Source organism: Kitasatospora sp. McL0602 (assembly GCF_052076145.1).
Lineage (GTDB): Bacteria > Actinomycetota > Actinomycetes > Streptomycetales > Streptomycetaceae > Kitasatospora.
This window is the reverse complement of record NZ_CP197246.1, coordinates 711,356-736,933: the sequence shown is the minus strand read 5'-3', so window position 1 is coordinate 736,933 and position 25,578 is coordinate 711,356. Positions and strand designations below refer to the sequence as shown.

At 71.8% G+C, this 25,578-nt stretch carries 24 protein-coding genes and 2 pseudogenes; 15 read left to right on the top strand and 11 right to left on the bottom strand.

Annotated features, from left to right (window positions below):
• Window positions 1–156: 156 nt before the first annotated feature.
• The 3 genes from ACR68M_RS03415 (at window position 157) to ACR68M_RS03405 (ending at window position 3,346) form a co-directional block, all read left to right on the top strand.
• The gene (locus ACR68M_RS03415; RefSeq protein ID WP_441248876.1) at window positions 157–1,458 is read left to right on the top strand and encodes a preprotein translocase subunit SecY; all 1,302 of its coding nucleotides are present in this window, start codon (window positions 157–159) and stop codon (window positions 1,456–1,458) included.
• Window positions 1,459–1,598: 140 nt separating this feature from the next.
• Complete coding sequence (locus ACR68M_RS03410) at window positions 1,599–2,528, top strand: ABC transporter ATP-binding protein (RefSeq protein WP_441248875.1); 930 nt, start codon at window positions 1,599–1,601, stop codon at window positions 2,526–2,528.
• On the top strand, window positions 2,525–3,346 hold the full coding sequence (locus ACR68M_RS03405) for an ABC transporter permease subunit (RefSeq protein WP_441248874.1): 822 nt from the start codon (window positions 2,525–2,527) through the stop codon (window positions 3,344–3,346). The genes ACR68M_RS03410 and ACR68M_RS03405 overlap by 4 nt, the downstream gene beginning before the upstream one ends.
• Window positions 3,347–3,369: 23 nt before the next feature.
• Here ACR68M_RS03405 and ACR68M_RS03400 read toward each other — a convergent pair.
• The 4 genes and pseudogenes from ACR68M_RS03400 to ACR68M_RS03385 all read right to left on the bottom strand — a co-directional run.
• Window positions 3,370–3,903, bottom strand: a pseudogene (locus ACR68M_RS03400) (GDSL-type esterase/lipase family protein); the annotation flags it as partial.
• A 287-nt stretch (window positions 3,904–4,190) separates the two neighbouring features.
• The gene (locus tag ACR68M_RS03395; protein ID WP_441248873.1) at window positions 4,191–4,661 is read right to left on the bottom strand and encodes a hypothetical protein; all 471 of its coding nucleotides are present in this window, start codon (window positions 4,659–4,661) and stop codon (window positions 4,191–4,193) included.
• The gene (locus ACR68M_RS03390; protein WP_441248872.1) at window positions 4,556–4,825 is read right to left on the bottom strand and encodes an acyl-ACP desaturase; all 270 of its coding nucleotides are present in this window, start codon (window positions 4,823–4,825) and stop codon (window positions 4,556–4,558) included. The genes ACR68M_RS03395 and ACR68M_RS03390 overlap by 106 nt, the downstream gene beginning before the upstream one ends.
• Before the next feature lie 80 nt (window positions 4,826–4,905).
• Window positions 4,906–5,259: pseudogene (locus ACR68M_RS03385) on the bottom strand (acyl-ACP desaturase); the annotation flags it as partial.
• A gap of 254 nt (window positions 5,260–5,513) precedes the next feature.
• On the opposite strand from ACR68M_RS03385, the gene ACR68M_RS03380 reads away from it, so the two are divergent.
• The 10 genes from ACR68M_RS03380 to ACR68M_RS03335 all read left to right on the top strand — a co-directional run bounded on the left by ACR68M_RS03380 (window position 5,514) and on the right by ACR68M_RS03335 (window position 14,528).
• Window positions 5,514–6,038 (top strand): hypothetical protein, encoded by a 525-nt coding sequence (locus ACR68M_RS03380; RefSeq protein WP_441248871.1) that lies wholly within the window; start codon window positions 5,514–5,516, stop codon window positions 6,036–6,038.
• 110 nt (window positions 6,039–6,148) lie between these two features.
• Complete coding sequence (locus ACR68M_RS03375; RefSeq protein WP_441248870.1) at window positions 6,149–6,994, top strand: DUF4097 family beta strand repeat-containing protein; 846 nt, start codon at window positions 6,149–6,151, stop codon at window positions 6,992–6,994.
• Between the two features lie 78 nt (window positions 6,995–7,072).
• Complete coding sequence (locus ACR68M_RS03370; protein ID WP_441248869.1) at window positions 7,073–8,080, top strand: ATP-binding cassette domain-containing protein; 1,008 nt, start codon at window positions 7,073–7,075, stop codon at window positions 8,078–8,080.
• Window positions 8,080–8,862, top strand: coding sequence for an ABC transporter permease (locus tag ACR68M_RS03365; protein ID WP_441248868.1), 783 nt, complete (start codon window positions 8,080–8,082; stop codon window positions 8,860–8,862). The genes ACR68M_RS03370 and ACR68M_RS03365 overlap by 1 nt, the downstream gene beginning before the upstream one ends.
• A gap of 111 nt (window positions 8,863–8,973) precedes the next feature.
• A complete protein-coding gene (locus ACR68M_RS03360) occupies window positions 8,974–9,468 on the top strand; it encodes an adenosine-specific kinase (protein WP_441248867.1) in 495 nt (164 codons plus the stop codon).
• Between the two features lie 99 nt (window positions 9,469–9,567).
• Window positions 9,568–9,888, top strand: coding sequence for a DUF429 domain-containing protein (locus ACR68M_RS03355; protein ID WP_441248866.1), 321 nt, complete (start codon window positions 9,568–9,570; stop codon window positions 9,886–9,888).
• Between the two features lie 154 nt (window positions 9,889–10,042).
• Window positions 10,043–10,465: an SHOCT domain-containing protein gene (locus ACR68M_RS03350; RefSeq protein WP_441248865.1), complete on the top strand. Its 423-nt coding sequence runs from the start codon at window positions 10,043–10,045 to the stop codon at window positions 10,463–10,465.
• A gap of 117 nt (window positions 10,466–10,582) precedes the next feature.
• Entirely contained in the window at window positions 10,583–11,989 is a 1,407-nt protein-coding gene (locus ACR68M_RS03345) for a hypothetical protein (protein WP_441248864.1), read from the top strand.
• A gap of 50 nt (window positions 11,990–12,039) precedes the next feature.
• Window positions 12,040–13,272 (top strand): AAA family ATPase, encoded by a 1,233-nt coding sequence (locus ACR68M_RS03340; RefSeq protein WP_441248863.1) that lies wholly within the window; start codon window positions 12,040–12,042, stop codon window positions 13,270–13,272.
• Complete coding sequence (locus ACR68M_RS03335; protein WP_441248862.1) at window positions 13,269–14,528, top strand: vWA domain-containing protein; 1,260 nt, start codon at window positions 13,269–13,271, stop codon at window positions 14,526–14,528. The genes ACR68M_RS03340 and ACR68M_RS03335 overlap by 4 nt, the downstream gene beginning before the upstream one ends.
• A gap of 16 nt (window positions 14,529–14,544) precedes the next feature.
• Here the strand turns inward: ACR68M_RS03335 and ACR68M_RS03330 are convergent, their stop codons facing one another.
• The 7 genes from ACR68M_RS03330 to ACR68M_RS03300 all read right to left on the bottom strand — a co-directional run bounded on the left by ACR68M_RS03330 (window position 14,545) and on the right by ACR68M_RS03300 (window position 23,263).
• The gene (locus tag ACR68M_RS03330) at window positions 14,545–15,909 is read right to left on the bottom strand and encodes a M60 family metallopeptidase (protein WP_441248861.1); all 1,365 of its coding nucleotides are present in this window, start codon (window positions 15,907–15,909) and stop codon (window positions 14,545–14,547) included.
• A 183-nt stretch (window positions 15,910–16,092) separates the two neighbouring features.
• Window positions 16,093–16,983 carry a PaaX family transcriptional regulator gene (locus tag ACR68M_RS03325; RefSeq protein ID WP_441248860.1) on the bottom strand — a complete coding sequence of 297 codons (891 nt, stop codon included), beginning with the start codon at window positions 16,981–16,983 and terminating at the stop codon, window positions 16,093–16,095.
• Between the two features lie 4 nt (window positions 16,984–16,987).
• The gene (locus tag ACR68M_RS03320; RefSeq protein WP_441248859.1) at window positions 16,988–19,366 is read right to left on the bottom strand and encodes a bifunctional salicylyl-CoA 5-hydroxylase/oxidoreductase; all 2,379 of its coding nucleotides are present in this window, start codon (window positions 19,364–19,366) and stop codon (window positions 16,988–16,990) included.
• Entirely contained in the window at window positions 19,363–21,003 is a 1,641-nt protein-coding gene (locus ACR68M_RS03315) for an AMP-binding protein (RefSeq protein WP_441248858.1), read from the bottom strand. Before ACR68M_RS03315 ends, ACR68M_RS03320 begins: the two co-directional genes overlap by 4 nt.
• Window positions 21,000–21,908, bottom strand: a complete 909-nt coding sequence (locus tag ACR68M_RS03310; RefSeq protein ID WP_441248857.1) for an acyl-CoA thioesterase — start codon at window positions 21,906–21,908, stop codon at window positions 21,000–21,002. The genes ACR68M_RS03315 and ACR68M_RS03310 overlap by 4 nt, the downstream gene beginning before the upstream one ends.
• Window positions 21,908–22,393, bottom strand: a complete 486-nt coding sequence (locus ACR68M_RS03305) for a cupin domain-containing protein (RefSeq protein ID WP_441248856.1) — start codon at window positions 22,391–22,393, stop codon at window positions 21,908–21,910. Before ACR68M_RS03305 ends, ACR68M_RS03310 begins: the two co-directional genes overlap by 1 nt.
• A 42-nt stretch (window positions 22,394–22,435) precedes the next feature.
• The gene (locus ACR68M_RS03300) at window positions 22,436–23,263 is read right to left on the bottom strand and encodes a fumarylacetoacetate hydrolase family protein (RefSeq protein ID WP_441248855.1); all 828 of its coding nucleotides are present in this window, start codon (window positions 23,261–23,263) and stop codon (window positions 22,436–22,438) included.
• 121 nt (window positions 23,264–23,384) lie between these two features.
• Between ACR68M_RS03300 and ACR68M_RS03295 the strand changes: the two genes are divergently transcribed.
• Both ACR68M_RS03295 and ACR68M_RS03290 read left to right on the top strand, forming a co-directional pair.
• The gene (locus ACR68M_RS03295; RefSeq protein ID WP_441248854.1) at window positions 23,385–23,819 is read left to right on the top strand and encodes a RidA family protein; all 435 of its coding nucleotides are present in this window, start codon (window positions 23,385–23,387) and stop codon (window positions 23,817–23,819) included.
• A gap of 26 nt (window positions 23,820–23,845) precedes the next feature.
• Window positions 23,846–25,480, top strand: a complete 1,635-nt coding sequence (locus ACR68M_RS03290; RefSeq protein WP_441248853.1) for an amidohydrolase — start codon at window positions 23,846–23,848, stop codon at window positions 25,478–25,480.
• The last annotated feature ends 98 nt before the right edge of the window (window positions 25,481–25,578 follow it).

Here is a 25,578-nt window from a genome sequence, read left to right as displayed (position 1 = left end):
CCATGACCTTGTGCACCATTTGTCGGAAAGCATAGAGCAGATCTAGAACTAGAGATATGTTCTAGAAAGTCTCTTGGTGTACACGTGCTGCCCGGTCATCCTGGGTACAGTGCCGGTGGCACCGCGCGCAATCAGGGGAGCCGGGTAATCACGGGGGTGGGGGCACTGATCACGTTCGTTCGAGCCTTTGGCGATCCCGGGCTGCGGCGGAGGCTGCTGCTCACCCTCGGCGCCGTCGCGCTGTTCCGGATCGGCCAACTGCTGCCCCTGCCGGGGGTGGACCCCACAGCGCTGAAGGCAGCCGTGGCGACGACGGCCGGTCAGGACCAACTCTACGGCGCGGTCGACCTGTTCACCGGCGGAGGTCTGCTGAGGCTGTCGGTGTTCCTGTTCGGTGTCCTCCCGCTGTTCGCCGCGCGGTTCCTCATGGAGCTGCTCGGTCTGCTGGTTCCTCGGCTGGCGGCACTGCTGCGCGAGGGCTCGGCCGGTCGTACCGTGGTCGCACGTCTCACGCGTCTCCTCACCGTCTGCCTGAGCGCTCTTCTGGCCGTAGCAGTCGTGTTCCTGGCGGCCGACGGCCACGTCACGGTCCTTCACGACACCAGCGTGCTCACCCTCGTCAGCATGGCGGCCTGCGCGACGGCCGGCAGCGCACTGGTCCTGCGCCTGGCGGAGCTGATCACCGCTCGTGGTATCGGCGACGGGGTGCAGGTGTTGTTCCTCGCCCAGCTCGTCGCGGTGTTCCCGGGTCAGCTCTGGAGCGTACGGGAGGCGCGGGGCGGGCCAGGGGCGACGGCCGTGCTGATTCTCGTGCTCGTCCTCGGCGTGGCCGTCTCGGCGGCGCTCATCGCCACCCGGACTGCCCAGCGGCCTGTCCCGGTGCAGTACGCGAAGAGGATGATCGGCCGCCGGGCCTTTGGCGGCACCGCCTCGTACATCCCGCTCAGGGTCAACCCGGTCGCGGTCACCACCTTGGTCGGTGTCCTCGCGCTGCCCTATCTGCCGCTGCTGGCGGCCCGGTTGTGGCCCGGCGCCGACTGGCTGCGGGTGGTGGCACCCTACGTCCAGCAGAGCAGTCCCTGGTGTCTGGCGGTCTCCTTCGTGCTCGTCGTCCTCTGGGTGTACGTCTGCGCGATGATCGAATTCGACGACGAGGCGGTCGCCGACAACCTCAAGCGATACGGGGCGTTCGTCCCGGGAATCCGGGCGGGTCTGCCCACCGCCGAGTATCTCGGCTACGTGCGGGCGCGGGTAGCCCTGTCCGGCGCGCTGAGCGCCGGGCTCATCGCGCTGACCCCGGCGACCGTCCTCGCGCTGTTCGGGGTCGCGGACCGGTACGCCTTCGGCGGCCCCAGCATCCTGCTCGTCGCAGGCATCGGGACGGGCATCGCCTTCGACATCATCCGCGAAGTCCAGTCCGAGAACAGCCGGGAGGCCTACGCCGCGATGCTGCGTTAGAACGGACTTCCCGCTCGCCCCGGGCGGGGGTGAAGTCCTGAGTCCACCGGTGCAGCCTTGGAGACACCCGGCCTCACCGCCCGTACCCTGAGGGGATCAGGAGATCGGCGCAGGCACGGCCCGGTGGAAGGCGTGGACGCATGCCAGGTTCCGCGATCGCGATCGAATTCGACGCGCTGACGAAGCGTTACGGCTCCACCGTCGGCGTCGAGCAGCTCGGCATCACCGTCCGGACGGGGGAGGTCTTCGGCTTCCTCGGCCCGAACGGCGCCGGGAAGACCACCAGCCTGCGCTGCCTGGTCGGGCTGCTGCGCCCCACCGAGGGCCGGGTGCGGGCCCTCGGCCTCGACCCCGTCGCCGACCACCGGAAGCTGGCCCCCGCGCTCGGCTACCTGCCGGGCGAGCTGCGCCTCTATCCGGAGTTGACGGGCAGTCAGACCCTCGATCTGCTCGCCTCGCTCCAGGGGGCGCCGACGCCCCGGCGGGCCGAGCTGTGCGAGCGCCTCGGGCTGTCGCAGGCAGCGCTCGGCCGCAGGGTCCGGGAGTACTCGCGGGGGATGAAGCAGAAGCTCGGTCTCGTCCAGGCGTTCCAGCACGAACCCGAGCTGGTGGTGCTCGACGAGCCGACCGAGGGGCTGGACCCGCTGGTCCAGGAGGCGTTCTTCACCCTGCTCGCCGAGGCCCGGGTGGCCGGACGCACCGTCCTGCTCTCCAGTCACGTGCTCCCCGAGGTGCAGCGGACCTGCGGCCGGGTGGCGATCATCCGGGGTGGCCGCCTGGTGACGGTGCAGAGCGTCGCGGAACTGCGCGAGGTCCGGGCCAGGAAGGTCCGGCTGTCGTTCGCCGACGGCCTCGGCCGCCGCCCGCTCGGCGAGGCGGACCGCTGGTCGCCGCAGTGGCAGGACGACCGGGTCGAACTGCTCGTACCACCGGACGAGTTGGTGGCGGCTCTGCGCGGTCTGCTGACCCTGCCGGTGGCCGACCTGACGGTGGAGGAGGCCGGCTTGGACGAGGCGTTCCTCGACCTCTACCGCGACGAACCGACCGGCTCGGACGAGGAGTTGTCGTGAGAAGCCGCTTCCCGCTGTTCTGGCTCGCGCTGCACCGGCGCCGTCGGATGCTCATCGCCGTCCTGCTCGGCATGGTCCTGTTCGAGACGCTGATCGTGGTCATCGCCGGCACGCTCTCCCCGACGCAGCTCTTCGCGGGCGGCGGGCGGACCCCACCGGGCGCGTTCAAAGCGTTCAGCGGCTCCACCGGCGACGTTTCGATCGCCAGCTACCCCGGTCTGCTCGGGGCCGGGCTCGTCCACCCGTTCTGGATCGCCATGCAACTGACCGTCATCGGCTCGCTGGCCGCCGCAGCGGTCGCCGCCGACGTCGAATCCGGCACCATCGAGCTCCTGATGGTCCGCCCGGTCACCCGCAACCGGCTGCTGGCCGAACGCACGGCGGCGCTGGCCTTCGCGACCTTCGTGCTCAACGCCGCCGCGACCCTGGCCATCGCCGTCGGCGTGGCACTCTCCTCGAAGATCCACCAGAGCGTCCCGCTGAGCGGGGTGTTCGCGGCCGGACTGCTCGGCTGCGCGTTCTCCCTCTGCCTGACCGGCCCCGCCCTCGCAGTCTCGGCAGTGGGCCGTAGCCGGGCCCAGGTGCTCGGCGCGGTGATCGCCTTCGGCGCGGCCGGTTTCGCGCTCAACTTCGTCACCCTCGCCTGGTCCAAGGCCGCGCCGCTGCGCTATCTCAGCCCCTTCCACTACTACACCCCGGGTGACGCCCTGGCCCACGGCTCCGTCCCCTGGACGGCGCTGGCCGTGCTGACGGGCATCGGCCTGGCCGGGCTCGCGGCAGCTTTCGCCCTGCTGGCCCGCCGCGACCTCGCCCCCTGAACCCGGCCCCTGACGTTCCCGCGTCAGGTTCCGGCAGCGACAGAAGTCTGACCGGTCGTCAGATCGGCTGTCGACGCCGCAAGGTGGACGCTGAGGACGGCCAGGACGGCCGGCAGCAGCTGCTGAGCGTAGTCGGCGTACCCCTGGGCGGAGGGGTGCACGCCGTCGGGCGAGAGGAGCACGTCCGCGTGGTCGCGGAACCGGTCGGTGGAGGACGGACCGACGGCCGCGCCGACCCGCAGCGCCGCACGGGTCTGGAGCCGGGCCAAGCGGCGGGCGCGCCGCGAGGCGGCGAGCCGGACGAGTACCCGGAAGCCGGGCGCCGAAGCGGGGTCGGGGCAGGGCACCACGACGGTCTCCCAGCCGTCCGACCGCAGGCGGTCCAGCGCCTGGGTCAGCTGCCGCGCCGCCCGGCCGACCGACACGGGGAGCATGCTGTCGTTGCCGCCGACGATGACGACGGCCAGGCCGGGGCGGAATCGATCGGTGCGGGCGAGCTGGCGGTGCATCGCCTGCGTGGTGGCCCCGGCCCGCGCCAGGACACGCAGGTCGACCGGGCGGCCGGTCTCGCGGCTGACCCCCCTCGGCGAGCTGTGCCCCCAGGGTTTCCCCGGGCCGGGCGACGCCGACGCTCTGGGCGAGCGAGTCGCCGAGCAGTAGCAGTGTGAGGGGCGCGCCGTCCGGCGTTCCGTACCGGCCGTCGGGTGCGGGGACGGCCCAGTCGGTGGGCGGGTGCTTCATGAACAGGCGGCTGAGCAGCCGGGCGGCGGGCGCGAACTTGCGGGGCATGGGCGAGTCCCAGGGTCGGAGCGGGCAGCGGGCAGCGGGCAGCGGGAATCGGGGGTTATGGGCTGGTCAGGACGACGGCCGCGTTCTGCCCGCCGAAGCCGCTGGAGACCGAGAGGGCGGCGTGCGCGATGACCGGGCGGGGCGCCTTGGCGACCACGTCGAGGTCGACGGCCTCGTCCAGCCGGTCGAGGTTGGCGGTCGGTGGGATCAGCCGGTGCTGCAGGGTGAGGACGGTCAGCGCGGCCTCGACCGCCCCGGCCGCGCCCATGGTGTGGCCGATCACGCTCCTGTTCGCCGTCACCGGCGGAGGCTGCGGGAAGACCCGGCGCAGCGCTGCCGCCTCGGCGGCGTCGTTGAGCACGGTCGAGGTGCCGTGCGCGTTGACGTGGCCGATGTCGTACGAGGCGAGACCCGCGTCGGTCAGCGCCGTCCGGATGGCGCGGGCGAGCCCGGAGCCGTCCGGGGTCGGCGCGGTGAAGTGGTACGCGTCGCAGGAGGCGCCGTAGCCGGCCAGCAGGGCGCGCACCTTGGCGCCGCGCCTCCGAGCAGCCGCTCGCAGTAGGGATCGCCGCTGAGCCTGCCGGTGTTGCGGTGGCTGACCCTGGTCGCCAGCTCCTGCACCGCCGCGTACGCGACCGCGCCCAGCACGCCCGGGAGGGTGGTGGCCGCGCCGCTGCCGACGTGCGCCATGCGGGCACGTTCGAGGGCGACGGGTCGACGGCACGGGTGACGTGCAGGTACGACCGCATGGCGGCCGCGTGCCGGTCCTCCTCGGCAGTCCAACGGTGCAGCCAGGCACCCCAGGCGCCGTCCCGCGCGGTCCGGGTGGCGATCGTGTGGTGGTAGCCGGGGAGGTTGTCCTCGGTGAGCAGGTTCACCACGAGTGCGGACCGCACGGCCGGCGCCAGGGCCGACTGCTCCTGCTCCCAGGGCGTACCGCTCAACGGGCCGTCGAAGTCCCGCCCTCGGCCCCACGGGACGTGCTGGTGGGGGAGCCACTCGCGGGCCGAGGTGAGATGACGCTCGGTCAGATCGGCGACCGCGGACTCAAGTTCGATGATCCAGTCGGTACGGCCGGCTCGGCCGGACGGTTCCTGCCAGGGGTGTTCCGTAGCGATCTTCACGGAATGTGATCGTTATGCAGCGGGCATGCCTCTGCAAAATTCCTGCACCCAGGCGGGCGATATCACCGACAGTCCGATCGTCGTACGGAAGCTGGGCTGCTCCGTGGCGCCACCTGGCACCGATTGGCACCATGTGGTGCCAGCCGGTGTCACTCTTCGCTTTTCGCAGGTCAGAGTGGTCGCAGTGGTCCCCGTCCCCGGTTTGGCGCCACGAGGGCTTGCGAGTGACGCCAATGTGGTGCCATCATGGCGTCATGGACCTCACGCCGTATGTCGACAACCTCCGCCGCGAACTCGCGGTGGCCGCCGAAGCCGGCGGCGCAGACGCCCGCGAGCTCGCCGAGAGGCTCACCGCCCCTCTGGAGTCGGCGACCAGGCTGACCATGCTCAATGTGCTCTCCGCCGCGATGGACGAGATCACCCGCGAGCTCGCCCCCGGCTCGGTCGACGTACGGCTGCGCGGGCTCGACCCCGACTTCGTGGTGACGCTGCCGCCCACCGGCAGTGGCCATGCGGAGGCGGCCGCTGTGCCCGTCGAACAGATCGCGGTTCAGGCGCCCATCGATGGCGGCGACGATGGCGGCACCGCCCGGGTCAATCTGCGCCTGCCCGCCCACCTCAAGGCGCGCGCCGAGGAGGCCGCCAGCCGCGAGGGCCTGTCGGTCAACGCATGGCTGGTACGGGCGGTGTCGGCCGCGGTCGACGGCGGCGGCGCGCGGCCGCGTACGACGGAGAAGACCCGCACGATCGGCCAGAGCTTCACCGGCTGGGTCCGCTAGTCACGCCCACGCCCACGCCCACGCCCACCCGCATCCGCATCCGCACCGCTTCACCCACGCCACGTCCCACCAGCGGGGACGACCCCAGGACTCACGAGGACGGTACAGCCATGCCTTCTTTCGACACTCCCGCACCGATTTCGGCCAACGCCCACGTGTCCGCCGGCTCCATCCGGTTCACCGCGGCCGACCGCCTCGACACCGTCGTCGAGGTGCGCCCCCGCGACCCGCAGCGGGACCAGGACGTGCGCACGGCCGGTCAGACCGAGGTCACGTACGTGAGCGGAGTCCTGACCATCAGGACTCCCAGGCAGCGCAGTCTCCTCGGGCGCTCCGGCGTTGTCGACGTGACGGTCGAACTGCCCACGGGTTCGCGCGTCGACCTGACCGGCTCCTGGGCCCAGGTGCTCGGTGAGGGCCGGCTCGGCGAGGTCCGGGTGAAGACCTCGTCCGGTGACGTCCGCCTCGACACGACCGGGCCGCTCCAACTGACCGCCTCCCACGGCTCGATCACCGTCGACCGGATCGAGGGGATGGCCGAGATCACCACCAGCTCCGGAAGTCTGCGCGTCGGCACCGTCGACGGGCCCGCAGTGCTGAAGAACTCGCACGGCGCCACGACCGTCGACACCGCGATCGGCGACCTGCGGGTGAGTGGCGCCAACGGCGACATCACCGTCGCGCGCGCCGAGAGCTCGGTCGTCGCCACCACTGCCCACGGCACCCTGCGTGTCGCCGAAGTCACCTGCGGCACCGTTCAGTTGGAGACCTCGTACGGCGCCATCGAGGTCGGCATCCGGGAGGGCACCGCCGCCTGGCTCGATGTCAGCTCCGAGCGCGGGCAGGTGCGAAACACGCTCGCCGCCTCCGACGGCCCGGAGCAGACCGAGGACACCGTGAAGATCCGCGCCCGGACGCGCTACGGCAACATCGACGTGCGCCGCGCCCGAGTCTGAGGACCGGCCCGCCAACTCGCCGTAGCCTCGGACACTTCAGCCACTCCAGTCGCTTCAGTCCCCGAAAGGGAGAGCCCCATGCCCTCATCTGTCATGCCCACGCCAAGAAATGGTGACCCGCTGGCGCCCGCCGCCGTCACCACCGTCGGTCTGCGCAAGTCGTACGGCGACAAGACCGTGCTCGACGGCATCGATCTGCGCATCCCGGCCGGGTCCGTCTTCGCGCTGCTCGGGCCCAACGGCGCCGGCAAGACCACCATGGTCCAGATCCTCTCCACCCTCATCGCCGCCGACGGCGGGCACGCCCAGGTCGCGGGCCACGACATCACCACCTCACCGGACGGCGTGCGCGCTGCGATCGGCGTCACCGGGCAGTTCGCCGCGCTCGACGACCTGCTCACCGCCGAGGAGAACCTGCTCCTGATGGCCGACCTGCTGCGCCTCGGCAAGCGTGAAGGGCGGTCCCGTGCCAGGGAGTTGCTCCAGCGGTTCGACATCGCGGACGTCGCGCACAAGCGCGCCGCGACCTTCTCCGGAGGCATGCGGCGCCGACTCGACCTCGCCATGACGCTGGTCGGTGACCCCCAGGTGATCTTCTTGGACGAGCCGACGACCGGGCTCGATCCGCGCAGCCGCCGCACCATGTGGGACACGGTGCGCTCCCTGGTCGCTGGCGGTACCACCGTCTTCCTCACCACCCAGTACCTGGAGGAGGCCGACCAGTTGGCCGACCGGATCGCCGTGCTCGACGGCGGCCGGATCGTCGCCGAGGGCACCGCCGACGAGCTCAAGGCACAGATCCCCGGCAGCCACGTACGCCTGCGGTTCACCGACTCCGCCGAGTACGAGCGCGCGGCCGCCGCCTTCCCGGGGGCGGCCCGCGACGACGAGAACCTCGCCCTGCGCGTGGCGGGTGACGGTGGCCTGGACGCGCTGCGCGCCCTGCTCGACCGGCTCGACGCCGCCGGCACCCGGGCCGCTGACTTCTCGGTGCACACCCCTGACCTCGACGACGTGTTCCTCGCGTTGACCGGCACGAACACCACTTCTCCCCTTCAGGCCCTTCAGGCAACGGAGACCCTGTGATGAGCACCCTCACCTACGCCGTGCACGACTCGATGACGATGCTGCGGCGCAACCTCAAGCACGCGATGCGCTATCCGGCGGTGTCGCTCGGCAGTGCCATGACCCCGATCCTGATGCTGCTCCTGTTCGTGTTCGCCTTCGGGGGCTCGATCGGCGCCGGAATGGGCGGTGGCCGGGACGCCTACCTGGAGTACCTGACGCCCGGCGTCATCATCATGGGAGTGGCGGCCGGGGCGATGTCGACCTCGATCGCGATCTGCTCCGACATGACCGGGGGCATCATCAACCGCTTCCGCACCATGAACATCACCCGCTCGTCGTTCATGACCGGCCATGTCATCGGCAGCGTCGTCCAGACGATGGCGAGCCTCGTCCTGGTCGTGGCATTCGCCCTCGCCCTCGGCTTCCGGTCGGACGCGAGCCCGCTCGACTGGCTTGCCGCCGTCGGCCTGCTCACGGCCATCGCCTTCGCGGTGACCTGGCTCTCGGCGGCGCTCGGACTGATCTCCAAGACCGTCGAGTCCGCGAGCAACAAGCCACTGCTGGTGCAGTTCCTGCCGTTCCTCGGTTCCGCGTTCGTGCCGGCCAACTCGATGTCGCCCGGCCTGCGTTGGTTCGCCGAGTACCAGCCCTTCACGCCGATGACCGAGACGCTGCGCGGCCTGCTCTCCGGCTCGGAGATCGGCGACAACGGCTGGATCGCGCTCGCCTGGTGCGGCGGCATCGCCCTGGTCGGTTACGTCTGGTCGCGCTCGCTGTTCAACAGCACCAGCAAGCGCTGAGAGCTCGCCTTCCGGCCTGTCGCCACCTGCCGAGAGCCGCTGCCGGGTAGCGTGTCGCAACGACTGGTGACAGAAAGTGACAGGCCGGCCCGGAACTCAAGGAGTGCTGCTGTGGTACGAACCGCGTCGTTCGAGGTGGTCGCGGTCGAGAAGCCGGCCGACGTCAACGTGGTGATCGGCCAGGCCCACTTCATCAAGACCGTCGAGGACCTGCACGAAGCCCTGGTCGGCGTGAGCCCGCACCTGCGCTTCGGCCTGGCGTTCTGCGAGGCATCCGGCCCCCGCCTGGTCCGGCACTCCGGCAACGACGGCGAACTCGTCGAGCTGGCCACCGCCAACGCCCTCGCCATCGGCGCCGGACACACCTTCGTCGTCATGCTCCGTGAGGGTTACCCCCTCAACGTCCTCAACCCCCTCAAGGCCGTGCCCGAGGTCTGCACCATCATGTGCGCCACTGCCAACCCGGTCGACCTCGTCATCGCCGTCACCGACCAGGGCCGAGGCATCGCCGCAGTCATCGACGGCTCCCCACCCGCAGCCGTCGAGACCCCCGACGACGCCACCGCCCGCCGGAAGCTCCTCCGCGACATCGGCTACAAACTCTGACCCACCCGCTGCCGGTGCTCCGGCGAGAGGCGGACGACGAAGCCCGCCACAGGTTCATGGGCTCACGCCAGCCGAGTTTTCGGCGTCCCACCACGGTCGGTGCGGGACTACAGCAAGGACCTCGCCGACGCGAACCGGCGCTGCAAGGAACTCGCCGTCTGCTGGGCCGCTGACGACCGACTGGTCGAGATCCATCGCGAGAGCTGGGCCGGCCAGGCTGCTCGGCGGGCCCTCCTCGCCCACGCGGGCATCGCCCTCCCCGACGATCTGGGCGAGGTCGGGTCGGTGCCTCCGGACGACATCCTCGATGCCGCAGCCGCCGCCTGGACCGCACATCGCTTCCTCGACGGCCAGGCGGTCAGCCTCCCGGACCCGCCCCAGCTCGACGCCCGAGGCCGCCCGGTGGCCATCTGGTACTGACCCTCGGTCGACGTCCACCCACCGCGCGGCCCGGAGGGCATGGACGGAGCAATCGGCGGCGCTACGGCGGGCGGGTGATCCACCTTCCACCCACTATGGGGACAAGGACGATCATGTCCCTGTTTTCGTGCGTGCTAGTGGCTGGGAGGCCGCCGTGGACGACTATCCGCTGCTCAACCTGTTCTGGACCATGATGTGGCTCTTCCTCTGGGTGCTGTGGTTCTTCCTGCTGTTCCGGATCATCACCGACATCATCCGCAGCCACGACATGGGTGGTTGGGGCAAGGCGGGCTGGATGGTCTTCGTGATCGTGCTCCCGTACCTCGGGGTCTTCGTCTACCTGATCGCCCGGGGCGGGTCGATGGGCCGGCGGGACCAGGAACAGGCGCAGAAGGCCGACGCAGCCTTCAAGGAGTACGTCCGCGAGGCCGCCGGCAGCGCGGACGGCGGCGGTAGCGGCAGTGGCGGTCCGGCAGCCGGCCATGCCGACGAACTGGCCAAACTCGCGGACCTCAAGGCCCGGGGCGCCCTGACCGACGACGAGTTCCAGCGGGCCAAGGAGAAGCTGCTCGCCTGAGTGGAAGTCCTGAGCGGAAATCCCGTGGCAGGCCGGGAGGGTGAGCGATAGTCTCCCCGCGATGATGACTCACTCTGTTGACAGAATGGGGGCTCCGTCCGCGCAAGGTGAGTGCTGATGCTCACTCAAGCCGTGGACGGGGATTCCCGCCTTTCCTTCTGGCTGCGCGTGCGCGAGTTCGCCGTGCCGCCCTCCATGATCGAGACTGCCACCGCCCGGCGCCACGCCGGGGACTGGGCAGGCGCCTGCGCTGCCGCAGGCATCGACGTCGACCTCGACCTGCGCTCCGTCGCCCGTGCCCACGGCCGGGAGCTCGCGGCCCGCCTCCGGACCGATCTCCGCCACCTGGCTCCCGACCTGCTGCGATGGCACCTGCCCAGGATCGCTCCGGACGGGCTGCTGCGCCCGGGGCTGACCATCTCGCTCGCCCGGTATGGGCCGGCGGGGGAGGTCGGCGTACAGCCGGTGCATCTGGTGGTCCGGACGGCTCCGGCCTGGGCCGATGCGGGGCAGCGGATCAGCCTCGCGCTGTGGGACGGCTCCGACGGCCGGGCCGATGCCGCCAGCAGGCACCGCGCCCGTCCCGACAGTCGTTCCCGTCCCGACCGGCGCTTCCGCCTCGACCTGCACCGACACCTCTGGGACGTGCGCAGGACGGCGGAGCTGCGGGTCCGGTCCGGGGCCGATACCGCTGCTGCGCCAGCCCTCGCCCGCCTGCTGCCGCCGGGACATCACTGCGCCGTCGACCGATGGGCGGCAGAGACGCAGATCCTCCTCCGCGCTGAAGGTCGGAGCACCGGCACTGTCGGTGTCCGCCTCGGGGGCGGCCGTCGGCTGGCCCTGGACGTGCTCGCGGACCGGGACACCCTCGGGCCGCCCGCACTCCGGATCACGCCGGTGCCCCGGGGCGGCGCGGCCTCCGCTCTGCCGGTCCTGCCCGACGCGGCGACCTGGGTGCTGCCCGACCTGGACCTGATCCGGGCCGGTCTGATCGAGGCCGACCGACTACATCCCTTGGTCGCTTCGGCCCTCGTGCCGGGCCACCGCCCCCGTGCCCGTACCCAGGAACGGGCAGGGCACCCACTCCTCGTGGAGTGCCAGGGAGCCCAGCACCGGATCGGCCTGGTCGACGGAGTGCTCGCCCCGCTCGACCACGACCCGGCCGAGATCCGCCGCGAGGAGCTACTGGCTGCTCTCACCGGCACCCCGATGCCCTGCCTCCAGACGATAGACACGGCCCACCGGCGTCCGGACTGCCTCACCGGCGTCCGCGAACGCCTCGACCACGGCGACACCGCCGGCGCACTCGCCGTCGTCGAGAGCCTGCTCGGCCCTGACGCGCTGCTGCGCAGCGGCGAGCTGCGGGACGCGCTGGAGGCGGCCGCGCGCCGACGGATCACGTACGGACTGTTCCGGGCGGGGCTGGCCCTGCCGGGGCCGGGCTCTGTCCACCCAAACGTTCCCCAGCCCGGCATCCATCGCCGTGACTGTCGCACGCACCCCCGCCACGCGACCGTCCGCTGACCCGGGCCCGCTCTCCCCAGTTCACTACGAACCCACCAAGGTGATCAAACATGCCCACAGGTACCCTGCCCACCTCCCAACTCGACGTCGCAGCCCAGCTGTTGTTTCTGCTGCGCGACTCGACCACCGAACCCCGCCCCGACACGCAGCTGGAGGCCCTGACACTCGCCGTCGCCGCCGATCTCCCGGTGCTCCTCTGGGGCGAGCCGGGGATCGGCAAGACCGCTGCGCTGACCCAGCTCGCGGAGGCCCTGGACCTTCCCCTCACCACGGTGATCGCCAGCGTGCACGAGCCGTCCGACTTCTCCGGGCTGCCCATCGTCGGGGACGACCCCGCTGAGCAGGGCGTCCCGATGGCGCCGCCGGACTGGGCGGTGCGGCTGGTCCGGGCCGGCCGGGGGTTGCTGTTCCTGGACGAGCTGTCGACCGCCCCGCCCGCCGTCCAGGCGGCGCTGCTGCGCCTGGTGCTCGAACGGCGCATCGGTGCGCTCCAACTGCCGCCCGGAGTAAGGATCGTGGCGGCCGCCAACCCGCAGGCCTCGGCTGCCGACGGCTGGGAGCTGAGCCCGCCGCTGGCCAACCGGTTCGTCCACCTCCAGTGGACCCACGACCACGAGGTCGTGGTGCGCGGCCTCGGTGGCACCTGGCCCAGGGCCACCCTGCCGAAGCTCGATCCGGACAGGCTGCCGTCGGCCGTCGCCTTCGCCCGCCGCGCGGTCTGCGGCCTGCTCGCCGCCCGCCCGGGGCTCGTGCACCGGCTGCCCAGCAGCGAGGCCCGCCGGGGCGGCGCCTGGCCGTCCCCGCGAAGCTGGGAGATGACGCTGCACCTCATCGCGTTCGCGACGGCCGCAGGATCCTCCCGGGAGGTCCTGTCCCTGCTGGTCAGGGGCACGGTGGGAGACGGCCCGGGGTTGGAGCTGCTGGCCGGCCTGGATCGGATGGACCTCCCGGATCCGGAGGCGCTGCTCGCCGATCCGTCGGCCGCCGTCCTGCCCGAGCGGGGGGATCTGCGTCAGGCCGTGCTGGACGGAGTGGTGGAGGCCGTCCGAAGGCGCCCGGAGAAGTCCCGCTGGGACGCGGCCTGGGCACTCCTGGGCCGCGCGGTGGAGACCGGGGCGCCGGATCTGGTGGTCGTCCCCGCGACCACCCTCGCCACGCTGCGCCAACCGGACTGGGAGGTACCGGAGTCGATCGATCGGTTGGCCGGCGCGGTGTCGCTCTCCCGCCGCGCGGACCGCGCGGACCGCGCGGTGGCCCGGGTCGCGGCCGAGGCGGGCCGGTGAGGAACCCGACCGGGCCGGGCCTGGACCTCGACAAGCTCTTCGCGGCCCGCCTGCACGCCGCCCGCGTCCGGCCCTACCTGGCGACGGCGCTGTTCGCCCTGCACACCGTCGAGTCGCGGCGGGTGCAGACGATGGCCGTCGACCGGCACTGGCGGTGCTACGTCTCCCCGGCCTTCGTCGCCCGGACGCCGGTGGAGGAGCTGGCCGGGGTGTGGGTGCACGAGGTGTCGCACCTGCTGCGTGACCATCACGGGCGCAGCGACCGGTACGCGCACGCGCACGGGCTGAGCGGCCCGGGGGAGCGGCTGCGGATGAACATCGCGGCGGACTGCGAGATCAACGACGACGTGTTCGGTGACGGGCTGGCCGAGCCCGAAGGCGTCGTCGTCCCCAGGAACTTGGGGCTGCCCGTGGCGAGTCTGATGGAGGACTACCTGCGCATGTTCCGGCTCGGGCCGATCACCCAGGGCCTAGCCTGGCTGGACTGCGGGAGCGGCGCCGACGGGCTCGACCGGGAGTGGGACCTCGGGCCGGACGGGGCGCACGGGCTCAGCGACCAGGAGCGCGACGCGGTGCGCTTCCGGGTGGCGCAGGGCATCACCGGCCGCCCGGGGAGCACGCCGAGCGGGTGGCGGCGGTGGGCCGAGGAGGCGTTCCACCCGCCGCAGCCCTGGCGGGAGTTGCTGGGCGCGGCGGTCCGCTCGGCCACCTCCGGCGGCGCTGCCGGGGAGGACTACACGTACGGCCGCCCGGCCCGCCGCTCGGCGGGGGTGCCCGGCGCCGTGCTGCCGAGCCTGCGACGCAGGCCGCCCCGGGTGGCCGTGGTGATCGACACCTCCGGCTCGGTCAGTGATGTCGAACTGGGCAGCGCCCTCCTGGAGGTGGCCGCGATCTCCCGCGCGGTGGGCGGCCGCCGCGATCTGATCACCGTGCTGCCGTGCGACGCCTCGGCCGAGACCGCACACCGGCTGTGCCGCGCCGAGAACATCCCCCTGCTCGGCGGCGGAGGCACCGACCTCCGTACGGGCTTCGCCAAGGCCCTCCGCTCGGGCCCCCGCCCGGACGTCATCGTCGCCCTGACCGACGGCCAGACCCCCTGGCCGAGCACCCGGCCGCCCTGCCGGGCGGTGGTGGGCCTGTTCCAACGCCCGCACCAGCCCCACGCCCACTACGAGAACGACCCCGACTACCGCCCGGACGCCCCACCTGCCTGGGCCCGCGTGGTGGAGATCGGCCGGTTCCACGGCAGCCGGTGAACCGGTGAACCGGTCCTCAGGCACCGCCCGGAGTCACGGCCGCCGGGTCGTTGTCCGGGGCGGGCAGACCGAGTGCGGTGACGTCGGCGCGGGTCCTGGCCGTGATCGGCAGCCCCCAGGCGGTGAAGAAGTCGATCAGGTTCCGTCCGGAGACGCGCGAGGCGTTGACGATGAAGTACTGCTCGGCGTCGTCGGCCGTCGCCGCCCGTCGGGTGAGCCGGTGCAGGTCGGTGAAGAGGCCGTCGCCGAAGGCGAGCCGCAGCTGCTCGAACATGGCCAGTTGGAGGAAGGGGTCGCTGTCCTTCGCGTCGTACTTCCGCTCGGCGGCGGGCCTGGCCAGGTAGCCGCGCACCGCCTCGGGTGTCCCGTCCTGACCGAGCCGGGTCGGCCGACCCGCGTCGCGCTGCACGGCGAGGCTGTAGACGTTCACCGTCACCTCGCTGACGCTGTCCCAGGTCCACGAGGTCTGCTGGTGCATGTGTCCGAGCTCGTGCCACATGCCCCAACTCTCCTTCAGTGTCGAGACGTTCAGGGCCTCGTCGATCGAGTCGGAGGGGTAGCAGACCCGGAAGTAGTACGCGTTGGGGTTGATCTGCTTCTTCCCCTCGGAGACGAAGTACCGCAGCGGGCTGCGCCGGTCGCGCGGGTCCTTCCCGTCCAGGCCGCTGACCGCGTCCTCCACCGCGAGGATGTGCTCGTACTCCCGCAGCAGCGCGTCCGGGTCCTGGCCGCTGCTCCGGCGGGCCGAGTCGAGGTGGACGGTCAGCACCAGGTGCGCGCTGACGAGTTGCGCCACGGGCACGTCCTTGGCCGCGTCGAGCACCGACCGCCACTGCGCGGCGGGAGTCCTCCCCACGACGTGGTACGGGACGGGGCGGGCCGCCTGGCCGAAGTGCACCGTGATCCCGGGGGCGGCGGCCTGACCGTCGCGGGTGTAACGGACGTACAGCAGCCCGCCGGTCGGGTCGCTCACCGTGGTTGTGGCGCCCTTCAGTTCGTACGGCCGGGGCTCCTCCTCCTCGCCGCTGTCGGTGCCGTCGAGGCCGTACGTCCCGACCAGCAGCGCGGCCGCCGGAGCACCGGCGGGCCGGTCGACGGTCACCGTGACGGGCGTGTTGGGCGGCAGGTACAGCCCGGTGGTCTGGGCGTCGTCAGGGTGGAACGTCGTGGCCAGCCGCTTCTGCTCGGCCTCGACCGACGGTGTGGCCGCGAACGCGAGATCCCGGGGCGACGAGGGCGAGTGCGAGCCCGACGACGGTACCGAGAGCGACGGCTGCTGCGGTGATGACCCGCCGCTGCACCCGGTCAGCAGGGCCCCCGCCAGCAGACCGGCAGCCGGGACCAAGGCGATGCCGCGGCATCGGTGAAGACGTGTGATCATCGCTGAAACGTTCTCTCGTCCACTCGACAGGTTCGTGCGCGCCGAGCCATCACGAATGCCGCCGCGCCGTGGGACATCGAGGCGGCGCCCGCTTGCGGGGGGACTCGGGGCGCCGCCGTCGACCTCGGAGAGTGTCCCTGGAGCAACGTGAGGATTCGATGAGCGAGGACGAGTACCGCCACGTCAGTCCAGGACGGCGTCGCCGTCCTCGGCGGCGGTCGGCCTCGGCTGCGCGGCCCAGTGGTGGGCGGCGTGGGCGAGGGCCCGTGTGTCCAGCTCGGCGACCAGGTGCTCGAAGAGGCGGACGGCGGCGGGGCCGCTCCAGTCCTCGGTCAGGACCTCGGGCGGGAGTCCGGGGTCGCGGAAGGGGAGTTTGCGCCAGTGGTCGACCACCGAGAGGTAGGTGACGAAGGCGTGCTCGCCGTCGGTGAGGGAGCCGGCCGCGAGGCGGTCGCTCGCCGGCTCGAAGTCGTCGATGAACTCGCGGTAGCGCAGGTCGATCTCGGCGAGGTCCCAGCCGCTGCGGACCATGGCCGTGAGCTGCTGCCCCGCGACGTAGTCGCCGACGAAGACGGCGCACTGTTCGGTGAGATCCAGCTCGGCGATGGCGCGTTGCGCGGCCGGGAGCATCCGGGCGGGCGCTATCCACACCGCCGAGCCGATGTTGCCGAAGCCGAGCGAGGTCAGGTGTGCGGTCAGCTGGTGGCGCACCGCGCGGGCGGACTCCGGCACGGAGAAGTTCACCAGGCACCAGCCGTCGCCGAGATCGGCCGGCTGCCGCGCGTGCCAGATCACCTCGTCACCGGCCGCGAGTGCCTCCAGCGCGGTGGGTGTCAGGGCGTAGCCGCGCAGGCCGGAGCGGGTCTCCGACTCCAGCCAGCCGCGCTTCTTGAGCCGGAAGACCGCCGTCCGGACGCTGGAGGCATCCAGGCCCGCCTGGGCCAGGAGCTCCACCGTGCCCGCGATCGGCATCCAGTTGCCCATGGGCCGGACGACCGCGCCGAGGAAGCTCACGAGCAGGGTCCGGGAACGGCGGGTGGCTGCCGGGGGCCGGGCGCTCTTCGTCTCGCTCATCCCGTCATGATCGCACCGGCCCGTCCGGCCCCGGCGTCCACCGTAGGTGCACCTGGCCGGCGGCTCCCTCCCGCAGCAGCTCCAGCCGCGGCGGGATCCGGTCGGTGCGGGAGCTCGGGGGTTTGCGGCGGCCCGCCTCCCACTGGACCGGCCACTGGGCTCCCGCCCCCCGGTACTCCTGTTCGGCGGCGGCCTGCAGCGTCCACTGCGGGTTGTAGAGGTGGGTGCGGCCGAGGGCGCACAGGTCGGCCCGCCCGGCGAGCAGGATGGAGTTCACGTCGTCGTACGAGGAGATGGCACCGACCGCGATCACCTTGACGCCGGCGGGCCCGGCCACCCGATGGCGGATCTTGTCGGCGAACGGCGTCTGGTACGAGCGGCCGTACGCCGGTTTCTCGTCCTTGGTGACCTGCCCCGAGGAGACGTCGATCGCGGCGGCGCCGTGCTCGATGAACGCGCGGGCGATCTCCACGGCGTCGTCCTCGGTGTTGCCGTCCGGTACCCAGTCGGTCGCCGAGATGCGGACGGTCACCGGGATCCCGGCGGGTACCGCCCGGCGGACGGCGTCGAAGACCTCCAGCGGGAACCGCAGCCGGTTCTCCAGGGGCCCGCCGTACTCGTCGGTGCGCCGGTTGGCGACGGGAGAGAGGAAGGAGGACAGCAGGTAGCCGTGGGCGGCGTGCACCTCGATCAGGTCGAAGCCGGCCTGCACCCCGCGCTCGGCGGCCGCGGTGAAGTCGGCGACGACCTGGTCCAGATCCGCCCGGGTGGCCTCGCGCGGGACGTGGCAGCCGGGGCCGTACGGGATCGCGGACGGGCCGATCACCTCCCAGTTGCCGTCCTCCAGCGGCTCGTCCATGCCCTCCCACATCAGCCTGGTCGAGCCCTTGCGGCCGGAGTGGCCGAGCTGCAGCCCGATCCGGCCGGTCGTGCCGGCGTGCACGAAGTCGGTGACCCGGCGCCAGGCGTCGCGCTGCTCGTCGGTCCACAGCCCCGGGCAGCCCGGGGTGATCCGGCCCTCGGGGGAGACGCAGACCATCTCGCTCATCACCAGGCCCGCGCCGCCGAGCGCCTTGGAGCCGAGGTGCACCAGGTGGAAGTCCCCGGGGACTCCCTCCACCGAGGAGTACATGTCCATCGGGGAGACGATGACGCGGTTCTTCAGCTCGAGCGGACCGATCCGTACCGGCTGGAACATCGCCGGAGCGACCTCGGGGGCCTGCTCGTGCCGGGCGAACTCGCTCTCCATCAGGGCGGCGAACTCGGCGTCCCGCTCCCGGAGGTTCTCGTACGTGATGCGGCGCGACCGGGTCAGCAGGTTGAACGCGAACTGGGCCGGGGCCTGGCCCGCGTACATGCCGATGTTCTCGAACCACTCCAGCGAGGCCTGCGCGGCCCGCTGGGTCGACTCGACGACCGGCTTGCGCTCGGTCTGGTACGCCTCCAACGCCTCGGTGACGGTGGGGTGTTCGTGCAGGCACGCCGCCAGCGCGAGCGCGTCCTCCATCGCGAGCTTGGTGCCCGAGCCGATCGAGAAGTGGGCTGTGTGGGCGGCGTCCCCGAGCAGCACCAGGTTGTCGTCGTACCAGCGCTCGTTGCGGACGGTCGTGAAGTTGATCCACCGCGAGTTGTTGGTGAGGACCTGGTGGCCCTTCAGCTCCTCGGCGAAGAGCTCGCGGATCCTCGCGACGGCGTACTCGTCCGAGACGCCCGGCGGGAGGTCCTCGCCCTCGGTCCGGTCGAAGCCGGCCCGCCGCCAGACGTCCTCGTGCATCTCGACGATGAAGGTCGAGCCGGTGTCGGAGTAGGGGTAGCCGTGGATCTGCATGGTGCCCCACTCCGTCTGCCTGACGAAGAACTGGAACGCCTCGAAGACCAGGTCGGTGCCGAGCCAGATGTACTTGTTGCACCGCCGGTCCAGCGACGGCCGGAAGACGTCGGCGTACTTCGTCCGGATCGTGGAGTTCTGCCCGTCGGCGGCGACGACCAGGTCGTGGGAGGCCCGCAGCTCGTCCACGTCGGGCACCTGCGTCCGGTAGTGGACGGTGACGCCGAGATCGGCGGCCCGCCGTTGCAGGATGCCGAGCAGGTCCTTGCGGCTCATCGCCGCGAAGCCCTGGCCGCCCACGGTGAACCGGTGGCCGTCGAACTCGATGTCGATGTCGGTCCAGCGGGCGAACCGGCTCTCCATCGCGGTGTGCACGACCTCGTCGGCGTTGTCGATCCCGCTGAGGGTCTCGTCGGAGAAGACGACGCCGAAGCCGAAGGTGTCGTCCGGCGCGTTGCGCTCCCAGACGGTGACCTCGTGCGCCGGGTCCAACTGCTTCATCAGGGCGGCGAAGTACAGGCCTCCCGGGCCGCCGCCGGCGATGGCGATCCTCATGCCTGGTCCTCCGGGTTGTTGACGAGCAGGCGCAGCTTGAAGTGCTGGAGCTTGCCGCTCGGGTTGCGCGGCAGCGCGTCGGTGAAGCGCACCTCGCGCGGGTACTTGTACGGGGCGATCTGCTGCTTGACGTGGTCCTGGATCTCCCTGGCCTTCGCCGCGTCGCCGACCACTCCGTCGCGGAGCACGACGAACGCGCACACGACCGAGCCGCGGTCAGGATCGGGTGCGGCGACGACCGCCGTCTCGGCCACGTCCGGATGGGTGATGACGGCGGCTTCGACCTCGGGCCCGGCGATGTTGTAGCCGGAGGACACGATCATGTCGTCGTTGCGCGCCTGGAACCAGAAGTACCCGTCCTCGTCGCGCAGGAAGGTGTCGCCGGTGACGTTCCAGCCGTTCACCACGTAGTTCGCCTGCCGCTCGTCGTCGAGGTAGCGGCAGCCGACCGGTCCGATCACGCCGAGCCGTCCCGCGACGCCGGGCGCGACCTCCTCGCCGTCCGGGCCAAGAATCGTGGCGCGGTAGCCGGGGACCGGACGGCCGGTCGCCCCCGGGCGGATGTCCTCGCCGGTGGCCGAGATGAAGATGTGCAGCATCTCGGTGGCGCCGATGCCGTCGATGACCTTGATGCCGAGCTCCTGGCGCAGCTTCTCCCACAGGCCCTGCGGGATGTGTTCCCCGGCACTGACGGCAACGCGCAGGCCCGAAAGCTGCCGCACCGCACCGGACTTGACGATCTGCTGGTACGCGGTCGGCGCGGTGGCCAGCACCGTCACGCCGTGCTCGGCGACCAGCCGGGCGAGTTCCACCGGGGTGACGGTCTCGGTGAGCAGGGCACAGGCGCCCGCCCGGAGGGTGAAGACGACCAGCATGCCCAGGCCGAAGGTGAAGGCGAACGGCGCGGTGCAGGCGACCAGGTCGTCGGGGCGCAGCCGCAGCGTGCACTGCCCGAAGGTGCTGTCGATCGACAGGATGTCGCGGTGGAAGTGCACGGTGATCTTCGGGACACCGGTGGTGCCCGAGGTCGGCCCGAACAGCGCGACGTCGTCGGCGGCGGTGTCGACCGCGGCGAACCGCCCCGGCTTCGCCCCGGCCCGGCGGCTCAGGTCGTCGGCCGCGCCACCGCCGTGGGGTACGACGGCCAACTCCGGCGCGACCGTGTCCCGTACGGCGAACACCTCGTCGAGGAACCGGTGGTCGACCAGCGCCACGGCCGGCCGGGTCTTCGCCACGATCGGGGCCAGCTCGCGGGCCCGCAGGGCGGCCATGGTGGTGACGACGATGCCACCGGCCTTCAGCACGCCCAGCCAGGCGGCGACGGCCCAGGGGGTGTTGGGGGAGCGCAGCAGCACCCGGTTGCCGGGCACCAGGCCGAGGTCCTCGGTGAGCACCTGGGCGACCTGGTCGGCCCGCCGCTGGAGCTCCCCGTACGTCCAGACCTCGCCGTCCGGCATGCGCAGTGCGGGCCGGTCCGGGCCGACGGCTGCCACCGTACGGTCGATCAGTTCGACGGCGGCGTTGAGGCGTTCCGGGTACTGGAGCAGGTCGGTGGTGAACTCCAGCACCGGCCACTGCCCGGCCGGGGGCAGGTGGTCGCGGGCGAAGGTGTCGGTGTGGGCCGTCGGCGGGGTCATCCTCTGCCTGCCCGGATCATGCCCTCCTGGACGACGGTGGCCAGGTGCGTGCCGTCGGGGGTGAAGAAGCGGCCCGAGCCGAGGCCGCGCCCGGCCCCGGCCGCGTCGGCCTGCTGGGCGTAGAGCAGCCAGCCGTCCACCGCGCCCGGCGGCAGCGCACGGTGGAACCACATCGCGTGGTCGAGACTGGCGGTGACCAGCCCCTCCTGCGCCCAGTGCAGGCCCAGGACCCGAAGCACCGGCTCCAGGATCGTGTAGTCGCAGACGTAGGCGAGGGCCGCCGCGTCCCGCTGCGCGTCGGTGAGCCCGTCCACCGGCCGGAGCGCGTCGAACGGCTTGACCCAGACTGCCTGGTGGGGCACCCGCGCACCCTCGACGGTCAGGTAGACCGGCCCCGGCACGTGCCGCATGTCGAAGCTGCGCCCGGTGGACCAGTAGGCCTTCGAGCCCGGCGTCATCGTCCCGCCGGTGAGGTCCGCGAGGTACTCGGCGGAGGCGGGCAGCTCGTCGGGCCCTACCAGTTCAGGGGCCTCGCAGTGGTAGCTCGCGCCGGGCTCGCCGGCCGCGAAGTTGGCCAGGCAGACGTAGAGCGGTTTGCCGTTCTGGTAGCCGCGCACCTGCCGGGTCGCGTAGCCCCGGCCGTCGCGCAGCAGCTCGACCTCGTAGCGCACCTCCTTGCCGATCTCGGCGGGGCGCATGAAGTAGGAGTGCATGGAGTGCAGCGTCTTGCCGTCGTCGACGGACCTCATGGCGGCTGCGGCGGCCTGGGCGACCAAGTCTCCGCCGTAGGCCTTCGGCCACGGGCAGGGCTGGGTGACCGCGGTGAACGCGAGGTCGAAGTGTTCCGCCTGCGCGGGGCTCAGGGTGACCGCGGCGGTGAAGGGTTCGGAGGTGGTGTCGCTCATCAGGGCCGCTCCAGCCAGTCGCGCAGGTCCGCGTCCGGGACCTGGGGGAGGTTCACCACGATGTTCTCCGGGGTGCGGGTCGTCATCCAGGTCAGCGGCCTGTTGCGGTCGAGGTTGCACTCGATGTGGGGCATGAACGGCGGGACGAAGACCCAGTCGCCCTCCGCCATGTCGAGGTAGTCCTCGAACTTCGCACCGAAGTAGATCCGGCCCCGGCCGGAGAGCAGGTAGCCGCCGGTCTCGGCCTCACCGTGGTGGTGCGGCACCGAGCGGTAGCCGTTCTCGTTGTGGACCTTGCCGAACCAGATCCTGGTGGCCGGGGTGTGCTGGATGCTGACGCCCGAGATCCGGGTGGCGCCGTCGGACTGCCCGGTGTCCCCGGGCTCCGCACCGGCCCGCGTCACGACCGGCACCACCAGGCCGCTCGCCGTGGCGTACATCGAGTTGTCGCCGTCGAGGACGTACTCACTGGGCGTGTGGTCCATCGAAGCTCCTTGCTGGAGATGGCTGGGGATGGGGGGAGAGCGTCAGTTCGTGAACCGCACGGTGTTGCGCAGCCTGCCGATGCCGGGGATCTCGGTCTCGACCACGTCGCCGTCGGCGAGGAAGCGTTGGGGTTTGCGGGCCGCGCCGATGCCGCCGGGCGTGCCGGTGAGCACCAGGTCTCCCGGTCGCAGCACGGTGAAGGTCGAGATGTACGCGAGCAGGTCGGCCGAGTCGAAGACCAGCGTCCGGGTGTTGTCGTGCTGGACCTGCTCGCCGTTGACCCGGCAGATCACCTCCAGACCCTTGGCGGGGTCGATCTCGTCCGGCGTGACGACCACGGGACCGACGGGGGTGGAGGCGTCCCAGGCCTTCCCCTGGAACCACTCCAACGTGCGGTACTGCCAGTCGCGCACCGAGATGTCGTTCGCCACGGTGTACCCGGCGATCCCGGCGAGAGCCGTCGCCCGGTCGGCGCGGCGCAGCGTCGTGCCGACCACGACGGCGAGCTCGGCCTCCCAGTCGACCTGTAGGCCGGGCGGCAGGACGAGGTCGGCCTCGGGGCCGGTGAGGCTGTCGGCGTACTTGGTGAACAGCGTCGGGTAGGCCGGAAGCTCGCGTCCGGTCTCCCGGATGTGGTCCGCGTAGTTCAGGCCGCAGCAGATCACCTTGCGGGGCGCGGGCAGCGGAAGCACCGGAACGGCGCCGTCGATCACCTCGCCCGTCAGGGTGACCGCAGCTGGCCCTGCGGCCAGGAACGCCGACAGGTCGGCGGCCGGCAGTGCCCGCCAGATGTCGCCGTCGAGCACCGCAGCGCTCGTACCGGTTGCACCGGTTGCACCGGTTCCATGGGCGACGGTCGCGAGGTGCATGACCGCTGGTCCTCCTTCGCCTTGCCTGGCATCTTGTATTTCATTATTTCTGCGACCGTCACGAATCTGTCAATAGATGTTACGGTGACGGCAACCAGTTCCCGTCCCGCAGGAGCTCTCCATGGCGACCGATACGACACCGGTTCCGGTCAACCCCGCGTCCCTGCCCAGGCCCAGCGGCTACTCGCACGGGACGCTGAGCGGCAACACGCTGCACCTGGGCGGCCAGACGGCCCTCGACCGGGACATGAGGATCGTCCCGGGCGGCATCGTCGAGCAGTTCCGGCAGGCCTTCGGCAACGTCCTCGCGACGCTGGCCGAGGTGGGCGGCCTCCCGCAGGACCTGGTGAGCGTGACGATCTACCTGACCGACATTGCCGACTACCAGGCGCACGGCAAGGAGATCGGACAGGTCTGGCGCGAGCTGGCCGGCCCGGTCTACCCGGCGATGGCCGGCATCGGCACCACGGGGCTTTGGCAGCCCGAGGCCATGATCGAGATCCTCGGCGTCGCGGTCGTCCCGGACGAGCGCCTGGTCCGGCCCTTGACCGCCTGACACCACCTGCTGCCATGGAGGCCGCCGTGTCGTCGTCCAACCCGCCGTTCGCGGACCTGCTGCTGCGCGCGGGCCGCATACACACACTCGTCCCCGGCCAGACACCGCAGCGGGCACTCGCCGTGCGCGGCGATCGGGTGTTCGCGGTGTCGGAGGCGGCGGATGGGCTCGACAGCCTCGCCGGCCCGGCCACGACGCTGCTGGACCTGCCCGACTCGACCGTGCTCCCGGCCTTCGACGACACGCACACGCACCTGATCGCGGCCGCCGACAGCGCCCACGACGTGGCCGTGGACGGCGCCCGTTCCGTCCAGGAGCTCCTGGAGCTGATCCGCACCCGGGCCGACCGGACGCCGCCCGGTGAGTGGATCCGCACCGCCGGGCACTGGCAGGAACTCAACCTCGCCGAACGCCGCTTCCCCACCGCAGCCGAGCTCGACCGCGCGACCGACCGGCATCCCGTGCTGGTGCTGCGCGGGGTGCACAACCAGGTCCTCAACGGCTACGCGCTACGCCTGTGCGGCATCGACGCCGACACCCCCGACCCGGTCGGCGGCAGCATCAGCCGCGCGGCCGACGGCAGGCCCGTCGGCCACCTGCGCGGCGGCCTGGCCCTGATCCGGCCGCACCTGCCAGCACCCGATCCGGCCACCAAGCTGGACGGGCTGCGCCTGGCCTCGCACGCCTACGCGGCGACCGGCATCGGCACCGTACGCGACACCAACTCCTCCCCGGCCGACCTGGCCGCGCTCCAACAGCTCAGCCGGAGCGGCGAATTGGGCTGCCGCGTCCGCGTCCTGCTCTCCACCATGGGCTTCACCTCGGTGCAGCAGGTCGAGGAACTCCTCGACGGCATGGAGGCCTGGCGGGACACCGCCGACCCCTGGCTGCGCGTGTGGGGTGTGAAGTTCTGGATGGACGGCGGGATCGAATCCGGTGCCCTGGAGGCCCCGTACTGCCCGGCACACTGCCCGACGCCCGGATACACCGGCCAACTTGCCTGGGAGCCTGCTGAGTTGGAATCCGCCGTCCGGCGGGTGGTGCGGCGCGGCTGGCGGGTCGGCATCCACGCCTACGGCGACCGTGGCGTCCGTACGCTCCTCGACCTGTACGAGCGCGTCCAGCACCGCATCCCCGGCCTGCCGCACGGCGCGCTGGTCATGGAGCACGGCGGCCTCACCGACCCGGAACAGCGGCGCCGAGCAGTGCAGTTGGGCATCCCGGTGACCATCCAGCAGCCGCTGCTCCACGACGCGGCCGCCATCCAGACGGAGTACTGGGGCAAGAAGCGGGTGGCCGCCCTCTTCCCCGCCCGCGCCTGGCTCGACGCGGGCGCCGACATCTCAGCCGGCTCCGACTACCCCGTCGGCGCCTACGGAGCCGCCCACTCGCTCCACGGCCTGACCACCCGCGCGACCGTCGCCGGAGTCCTCGGCCCCTCCCAGGCCATCACCCGCGCCGAAGCCCTCACCCTCCACACCACCGCCGCCGCCCGCCTGACCGGCGAGACCCACCTCCGCGGCCAACTCACCCCCGGCCGCCTCGCCGACCTCACGATCTGGCCCGACGACCCGACAACCGCCCCCGAGACCACCCTCGACAGCCTCCTCCCCACCCACACCCTGCTCGGCGGCTCCCTCGTCCACGGCCCCCGGACCTGACCACCGCTGAGACCCGGCGCAGTGGTGCCCGGTGCAGGTGGCAGCGGGGCATCGGCGGTGCGATACAGTCTGGGCCGCTCGGACTGAATCGTCTGATG

Coding starts and splice junctions, on each gene's coding strand:
- ACR68M_RS03295 (WP_441248854.1), top strand. CDS start 23,385: ATGGCGACCGATACGACACCGGTTCCGGTCAACCCCGCGTCCCTGCCC.
- ACR68M_RS03325 (WP_441248860.1), bottom strand. CDS start 16,983: ATGAGCGAGACGAAGAGCGCCCGGCCCCCGGCAGCCACCCGCCGTTCC.
- ACR68M_RS03345 (WP_441248864.1), top strand. CDS start 10,583: ATGCTCACTCAAGCCGTGGACGGGGATTCCCGCCTTTCCTTCTGGCTG.
- ACR68M_RS03320 (WP_441248859.1), bottom strand. CDS start 19,366: ATGAGGATCGCCATCGCCGGCGGCGGCCCGGGAGGCCTGTACTTCGCC.
- ACR68M_RS03410 (WP_441248875.1), top strand. CDS start 1,599: ATGCCAGGTTCCGCGATCGCGATCGAATTCGACGCGCTGACGAAGCGT.
- ACR68M_RS03390 (WP_441248872.1), bottom strand. CDS start 4,825: ATGGCGCACGTCGGCAGCGGCGCGGCCACCACCCTCCCGGGCGTGCTG.
- ACR68M_RS03375 (WP_441248870.1), top strand. CDS start 6,149: ATGCCTTCTTTCGACACTCCCGCACCGATTTCGGCCAACGCCCACGTG.
- ACR68M_RS03300 (WP_441248855.1), bottom strand. CDS start 23,263: ATGCACCTCGCGACCGTCGCCCATGGAACCGGTGCAACCGGTGCAACC.
- ACR68M_RS03370 (WP_441248869.1), top strand. CDS start 7,073: ATGCCCTCATCTGTCATGCCCACGCCAAGAAATGGTGACCCGCTGGCG.
- ACR68M_RS03365 (WP_441248868.1), top strand. CDS start 8,080: ATGAGCACCCTCACCTACGCCGTGCACGACTCGATGACGATGCTGCGG.
- ACR68M_RS03330 (WP_441248861.1), bottom strand. CDS start 15,909: ATGATCACACGTCTTCACCGATGCCGCGGCATCGCCTTGGTCCCGGCT.
- ACR68M_RS03340 (WP_441248863.1), top strand. CDS start 12,040: ATGCCCACAGGTACCCTGCCCACCTCCCAACTCGACGTCGCAGCCCAG.
- ACR68M_RS03315 (WP_441248858.1), bottom strand. CDS start 21,003: ATGACCCCGCCGACGGCCCACACCGACACCTTCGCCCGCGACCACCTG.
- ACR68M_RS03310 (WP_441248857.1), bottom strand. CDS start 21,908: ATGAGCGACACCACCTCCGAACCCTTCACCGCCGCGGTCACCCTGAGC.
- ACR68M_RS03305 (WP_441248856.1), bottom strand. CDS start 22,393: ATGGACCACACGCCCAGTGAGTACGTCCTCGACGGCGACAACTCGATG.
- ACR68M_RS03380 (WP_441248871.1), top strand. CDS start 5,514: ATGGACCTCACGCCGTATGTCGACAACCTCCGCCGCGAACTCGCGGTG.